Raw genomic sequence first — 6,815 nt, forward strand, 5'->3', positions numbered from 1 at the left:
TTCTAAGATTGGCCACAACAAAGTCGATACCAGCCAATTCTTCTGAGTCAAAGCTGGAATCACCAGAGAATGCAGTAGCACCCCCTGCTAATGATTTTGGGTTCGTAGTCAATGGAAATCTGAATTATTGGTCACTTTTTGGCTTGATTTCGTTATTGGCAGCAATAATGGCAAAAGGGACTGGTCGGCGCGGGTGCATTGGGATTGCCCAAACTCAGAGTGTAGCTGGATAGATGATAATCTGTAGAACGAATTGGCAACTCGCAGTACTCACCCGAAATAACCGAACAAAAAGAGTAAATTTATCATGTCCCGTCTGCTAACAGTCTTCCGGCAGCGATTCTTGCGGAGTATCGCTTTTGCAATACTCTTAACTTTGATTAGTAGTTTAATACTTCCTGGGGCTACTTGGGCGGCTTCTAGCTTGGGAGTTAATAATGGTCATCTTAGTTCTTGTCCGGCTTCAAACAACTGTGTTGTCAGTCAAAACGCAGATGCCAAACACGCCATCGACCCGATTCATTATCATCTAGACCGCAATACAACTAGAGAAATCTTACTAAAAGTTCTCAGCGTTGTTCCCCGTACAGAAATTGTAGAACAAACAGATACTTACATCCACGCTCTTTCTAAAAGCCGCATCTTCAAATTTGTTGATGATGTAGAATTTTATTTACCTGCTAATGAGTCAGTAATTCATCTGCGATCGGCATCTCGCGTGGGAGAGTTTGATCTTGGTGTCAACCGCAGGCGAAGCGAGCAAATTCGTCTGGCTCTACGCGATTTAAACATCTGATGCCGCTACTTGTTCTCATTTAACTGATAGAGAGGCGATAGCAATACCATTTAAAAATTTATACTTAGTGGGTAAATGTCAGACTATCTGCAATGATTGTGCTTTCCATACCTTAGTAGAAGAAGCGATAAAGTGCATTCACCCTGATGAATCTGGGGTTAATTGTTCTACTGTCATTTTCTGCAATTCATTTGAGCCAGCACTCATAATTGACAGTCCTTGCGTGACATACGGCAATGATGAAAAATAACTTCAATTGCGTAGGCGCAGCAAATAAACCTTTGGCATTTCAGCTTACGTTTTACGTTGCTATTTAGTAAGTTATGGTAATATAAAAGGTCTTGGGCGATTAGCACAGGGGTAGCGCACATCCTTCACACGGATGGGGTCACTGGTTCAAATCCAGTATCGCCCACTTATACACAATAGACCTCTTGCATAAGTCGAATAGACCCCCCTTAATCCCCCCTTATAAAGGGGGGAAACTTGAAACCTTACCCCCTCCCCTTGTAAAGGGGAGGGTTGGGGAGGGGTAATTCAAGGATTTTTGCAAGAGGTCTAATAAAGTTTTCAGCTAACTAGCTTCAGTTTCTTAAATACGCCCCCCACATTAAGATGCGCTTATAGGGGAAAAAGAATGGGCGCTGCAATGTTGCACTAGAAAATATCACATTCTTAATTTATAAAGCCCTATTTTCTGATGTAAACAACAAAAAACGATATCGTCAGAAATTGCAGGTTGAAATTTGCTTAAGATACACCATGAGGTGCGTAAGCGTAGCCCGTGGTAGAAATCCTATCCAATTCCCAATGCCCTATGACCAACTACTTTCGCTCCAATGTTGATGCAATGGCTAGCTATGTTCCTGGTGAGCAGCCTCAACGCGGTACACAAATTATTAAACTTAATAGCAATGAAAACCCCTATCCTCCTTCTCCTGCGGCATTAGCTGTGCTACAGAATATTGATGGTGAATGGTTGCGGCGGTATCCAGAACCTTTTGGGGGGGAGTTTCGGCAAGCTGCAAGTAAAGTTTTAGAAGTTCCTAGTGATTGGATAATTGTCGGAAATGGCAGTGATGAATTGTTGAGTGTAATAATTCGAGCTTGTGCAGAACCTGGGAAGAAGGTAGTTTATCCGATGCCTACTTACGTGCTATATCGCACATTAACAGAAATGCAAGCGGCGGAAATTATTGAGGTTCCCTACAGCAAAGATTACAGTTTACCTTTGGAAGAATTAATTGCTGCCAATGGGGCGGTGACATTTATTGCGTCGCCTAATAGTCCATCGGGGCATCTGGTAGCAACAAATGATTTACGAAAATTAGCCAGCCAGTTATCTGGAGTTTTAGCGATCGATGAAGCATACATAGATTTTACCGAAGAGAATGCATTAGCTTTGGTTAAGGAGTACGAAAATGTCATCGTGATTCGGACACTATCTAAGGGGTACTCGTTGGCAGGATTACGATTAGGCTTTGGGGTGGCGAATCCCAAACTGTTGCAGGGATTGTTTAAGGTTAAAGATAGCTATAACATTGATGCGATCGCTTGTGCAATTGGCACGGCTGCCATCACTGACCAAGCTTATAAAAATGCTTGTGTAGCCAAGATTAAAGCATCACGGACTAAGTTAGCTACAGATTTGAAACAATTAGGTTTTCATATCTGGGATTCCCAAGCTAACTTTTTGCTGGCACAGCCAAGAGAAGGAAACGCAGAATATCTCTATCAAAAACTGAAGGAACGGGGAATTTTAATCCGCTATTTCAAGCAGCCCGGACTAGATGATAAATTACGCATTACTGTTGGGACTGATGAGCAAAATCAGGTTTTGATAGAGGCACTAACTACAAACCTTTAATTATTCACACCCACCAAAATAGTGCCTCGGCTTAGAGTAACGAGTGCTGAGTAAAAAGTAAAATTAATTGCACTCAGCATATAGGGTAGTCGCGCCCTTCTGTTAGAAAGTTCTGTTCGCTAGTTTTAACTATAGGGTTATATTCAGCACTCAGCACTCAGTACTACTGAATTAACTTACAGTACTTGAAAATTAAAGCCAAGACTTGCCCAACTATTCACATCCAAGCTATATGAATCGGGTGCTGTGCCGTTCATATCTGTTTTGAGGGCGCTGGCGTTATGTAAATCTTGTAGCAAGGCTTGTGCAACATCTAAGGGATTCGACAATGGCACAATCGGCTGTTGTTCGGCTGTGGAATACTTAGCAGTGTTCAAGACGGCGAGAGTTTCGCTAAAAGGGGCAGTACTAAAAATCAGTTGGTGTTCGCACTCAGAAGCTGGCCCTGAAATCATCCATTCGGAAGTAGTATTAGTTTGGGGTAGGGTGAGGGTTTCACCTGGAGAGATGACGACTTGTTTCAGGACGGGCTTGGTGTCCGCAGTGTTTGGTTCTTGGGGGGTTTCCCAAGAGTAGAAGGCGATCGCTGTATGATTATTGTTTAATCCCAGCAAGATTAAATATACTGGGCGATCGCTCTGGTTTTCTACTCGATATTGCACTTGACTACCGATAGGGACAATCGGAGTAGGAAGTGATTTTTGAATCGAAGTTTCTGTTTTGAAAGTTCGTACTGTTTCGCGCTGCATAATAACGCGAAGCGATATGTTGTTAATTATTTCTAAAGTTGTCTTCACAGCCAAGCGGGAAGAACCTTGATTTTCTGTCAGTCGCCATAACTTAGCTGCTAACAAGGTTGATAATTTTGGCGCTAACTTTTGCACTGTTGATTTTACTGCTTCTCCTGCTTCCCCTGTGGCATTGGAAATTAGTTCGCCACTAAGAGAAAATAAACCATAGCGACTAGGTGTTTGCTGTAGTTTGGCAAATAAATAATCAGCTGGTTTTTCTCCTATAACTACGGTGGAGACATGGGGAAATGCAGCAAAGGCACTTGTAGCATCTACCCGCTCAATTCTTTCCAATCCAGTATCTAAGGCAATTATTAAATGGATCTTTCGGGCTAAAACTCGGACTGCTTCTTGGACAAGTTGCCCGACTTGTAGAGATACACCTTCAATTTGGGAAATTTGCGCTTTTGCTGTTAACCCAGCCCGCGATCGCAATACTAATTCCTCTGTTGTTGTTGCTAAGGTGAATCGAGAATTAACTCCGTAGTATAACAGCACTTGGGGGGGTAATCCTGCTAACCAGAGATGGACTGTTTTGCCATCTTCTTCCATCGCTCTCACCGCGCCCTCTGCACCAATAGTACCGTCTGGCGGTAGAGAGGTTAGATGTTGATTTTTCTGACTACTTAATAACGCTGGTTGCTGTTTACTACCCAATTTGGATAGAGAATTTTCCATATAGGAGAGAGCGACTTGAATTCTGGTAGTTGGGGTGAATTCCCACAAATACTGCGTCAAGGCGTAGGTAAATAACCCAGCACTAAAACCAGCAAAGAGTTCTTCCCTCGCCGACTGCTTGGGATTTGAGGTAGCTGCTAAGACAATCGGCGTGCTGGGTAACTTTTGAGTTTTAAGTTGTTGGAGAAAGTCAAGTTCTTCTGCTGCTAGCTTTGCCTCTACTGATTCTGGAAGGGCGCGACTTTTTAATCCTAATACTGGGGTTGGCGCATAATAGCTAGTATCTAATACTGCTGTGACTCGATCTGTAGGCAGCGATCGCAATAATAGCAGTAGAGTTTCTTCTAATATATAGTTGACTATTGTCTCTTTTTGTGAAATTAGACTGGCATTAGCTGTTACCAGAGCATTTTGCATTGTCTCTGGAGATGTCCCCAATTTGACACGGCTGCCATAACCGCTAAAGTGAAAAACGGCCAGATCATCGGGTTTAGCTTGCTTACCCAAGCGATCCAAAAAAGCCGCCTCAATGAACTCCCTACTAGCTTCTTCCTCAGTTAAAGTTAAGATATCTGACCCTTGGAAACCAAAGCGATGAATCAAAAGTTCTCTTTGTAGTTCCACATCCGTCAGACAACCACTGAGGGCTGGAATTTTTGGGTATTGGTTAATACCTATTAACAATGCCAACTTGCGCGGACTGGGTTGTGCTAAAGCCTGATAATAGCGATTTCCCAAAGACAACCACTCAGCTTCAGTTATCCCCAATACCGCGAGTATTGAGCCAATTCTCTCTAAAAACGTGCGACGTTTCATAATTAGCTATCAGCCCTCAGCTATTCAGTTAGCAGCTTACAGGGCTGAACTCTGTATTGTAAAGTTACAAAAATGTGGGGAGTAGGGAGTGGGGGAGATGAGGGAGAAATAAATTCAAAATTCAAAATTAAACAACTTCTGCCTCCTGCCTCCTGCCTCCTGCCTTCTCTTTGCCAATGCCCTAAGCCCTTACTTCTATCCGCATTGCCCGCGCCAACTCTGCTGCTACCTCTGGACGAGAAAACTCTGGTGGAGGTAACTCACCCCGCCGCAGCATTTCCCTAACTTTTGTCCCTGATAGGTGAATGCGTTCTTCTGGCCTGCTGGGACTGGTTTTAGATGTTGCCATCTGCTTAGTGCGCGTGCAGTAAAAAGCGTGTTCAAATTTCATCGGCACAATGCCTAATTCACTTGGCGCAAATTCATCAAAGATATATTGAGCGTCGTAAGTGCCGTAATAGTCACCGACACCAGCATGATCTCGTCCAACGATAAAGTGAGTACAGCCGTAGTTTTTGCGGACTAAAGCATGGAATATGGCTTCACGAGGGCCAGCATAACGCATTGCGGCCGGATTAATTGCTAAACATACTCTGTCTAAGGGATAGTAATGTTCCAGCAAAATTTCATAGCAGCGCATCCGCACGTCAGCAGCGATATCGTCCTCTTTTGTCGCCCCGACTAATGGGTGCAAAAATAGACCATCAACGATTTCTAAAGCGCACTTTTGAATATATTCATGGGCGCGGTGGATAGGATTGCGAGTTTGAAAGCCGACGATGGTTTTCCAACCCTTGTCTTGAAATAGTTGCCGTGAGGCAGCTGGATCGATTTGGTAAGTGGGAAACTGGGGATGAGGTTCGCGTTGCAACAACCAAATATCACCCGCGAGATTTACAGTACCTTGGTTATAGAGTACCTGTACGCCAGGATGATTGACATCATTAGTACGGTAGACTTTTATTGCTTCGCGGATTTTGTCGTAGTCATATTTTTGCGTAAGTTGCAAAACTCCGATAAATTCGCCCATCGAGTTATCCAGACGGATTAAGCCGCCTTCTGGCAATGGTGAAGCTACTTCTTCGCTTACCGATAGTGTAATCGGGATTGACCACACAAGACCGTTAGCTAATCGCATTTCTGTGACAGTGCGATCGTAGTCTTCTTGGTTCATAAAACCCGTGAGTGGACTAAAAGCACCGATCGCAATCATTTCTAGATCGGAAAGGGCGCGATCGTCAAGTTGCACTCGCGGCAAAAAGTCAGCTTTTGAGAGAAACTCTGCTCTTTGTTCTGGTGTGGCGATACGGTTAACCAATTGTCCACCGTGGGGGGCTATGGCATCTGGATTCTGACTCAACGTAATCCCCTCTCTGCTTTTACTATTATTGTTTCAGATTATGTACTAACTTATCAAATGCTGGTACGTAGAAAAAAAATAGTTGGAAAAATAGTGTCATTTCAACCTACCACATAGATTTACCTGAGATAAGAACTGCTTTCAGTTTTCTGCAACTCCAGACTAATAATTAGGAAAAATAAGTTTGAACTCAAGAACTAACCTTTGGAGGTTGCAAGTGCTATCTTACTTACCTGTGCTAGCTTCAGCTTTACTTAGACCATTAAAAGCAATCCATCGTTTCGTTAAGTTTTTAATAAAACAAGAATATCAAGCAGACGGAATAAGACATTTAAATTTAGGACTTGACTTATATAACCAAGGACTTTATCATGATGCATTAAAACAGTTCAGTCAAGCTTTATCTTATTTTCAAAGAATTAAAGATTTAAAAAATGAAGGTATTACTCTTACAGGACTTACGCAACTGGCACAAATAGCGGGCGGGGCGTAGCGCTGCCGCACCAC

The 6,815-nt window shown here is 43.1% G+C and carries 6 protein-coding genes and 1 tRNA gene; 5 read left to right on the top strand and 2 right to left on the bottom strand.

The annotated features are described in order from the left end of the window. Positions 1-8: 8 nt before the first annotated feature. The 4 genes from ACFE93_RS18060 to hisC all read left to right on the top strand — a co-directional run bounded on the left by ACFE93_RS18060 (position 9) and on the right by hisC (position 2,663). A complete protein-coding gene (locus tag ACFE93_RS18060; RefSeq protein WP_375474798.1) occupies positions 9-233 on the top strand; it encodes a hypothetical protein in 225 nt (74 codons plus the stop codon). Between the two features lie 74 nt (positions 234-307). Further along, a complete protein-coding gene (locus ACFE93_RS18065; RefSeq protein WP_375474800.1) occupies positions 308-796 on the top strand; it encodes a DUF1499 domain-containing protein in 489 nt (162 codons plus the stop codon). Positions 797-1,139: 343 nt separating this feature from the next. Then, positions 1,140-1,211: transfer RNA gene (locus ACFE93_RS18070), tRNA-Val, on the top strand. Between the two features lie 402 nt (positions 1,212-1,613). Then, the gene (hisC, locus tag ACFE93_RS18075; protein WP_375474802.1) at positions 1,614-2,663 is read left to right on the top strand and encodes a histidinol-phosphate transaminase; all 1,050 of its coding nucleotides are present in this window, start codon (positions 1,614-1,616) and stop codon (positions 2,661-2,663) included. A gap of 176 nt (positions 2,664-2,839) precedes the next feature. On the opposite strand, the gene ACFE93_RS18080 is transcribed toward hisC, so the two are convergent. Then, complete coding sequence (locus tag ACFE93_RS18080) at positions 2,840-4,948, bottom strand: caspase family protein (RefSeq protein WP_375474804.1); 2,109 nt, start codon at positions 4,946-4,948, stop codon at positions 2,840-2,842. A gap of 181 nt (positions 4,949-5,129) precedes the next feature. Further along, on the bottom strand, positions 5,130-6,308 hold the full coding sequence (gene sat / locus ACFE93_RS18085; RefSeq protein WP_375474806.1) for a sulfate adenylyltransferase: 1,179 nt from the start codon (positions 6,306-6,308) through the stop codon (positions 5,130-5,132). A gap of 217 nt (positions 6,309-6,525) precedes the next feature. Between sat and ACFE93_RS18090 the strand changes: the two genes are divergently transcribed. Beyond that, on the top strand, positions 6,526-6,801 hold the full coding sequence (locus ACFE93_RS18090) for a hypothetical protein (protein ID WP_375474808.1): 276 nt from the start codon (positions 6,526-6,528) through the stop codon (positions 6,799-6,801). Positions 6,802-6,815: the final 14 nt, after the last annotated feature.

This window comes from uncultured Nostoc sp., assembly GCF_964247315.1.
Lineage (GTDB): Bacteria > Cyanobacteriota > Cyanobacteriia > Cyanobacteriales > Nostocaceae > Nostoc.

Bases quoted from the DNA above. Each gene is read 5' to 3' on its own strand.
- hisC (WP_375474802.1), top strand. From the start codon at position 1,614: ATGACCAACTACTTTCGCTCCAATGTTGATGCAATGGCTAGCTATGTT.
- ACFE93_RS18080 (WP_375474804.1), bottom strand. From the start codon at position 4,948: ATGAAACGTCGCACGTTTTTAGAGAGAATTGGCTCAATACTCGCGGTA.
- ACFE93_RS18065 (WP_375474800.1), top strand. From the start codon at position 308: ATGTCCCGTCTGCTAACAGTCTTCCGGCAGCGATTCTTGCGGAGTATC.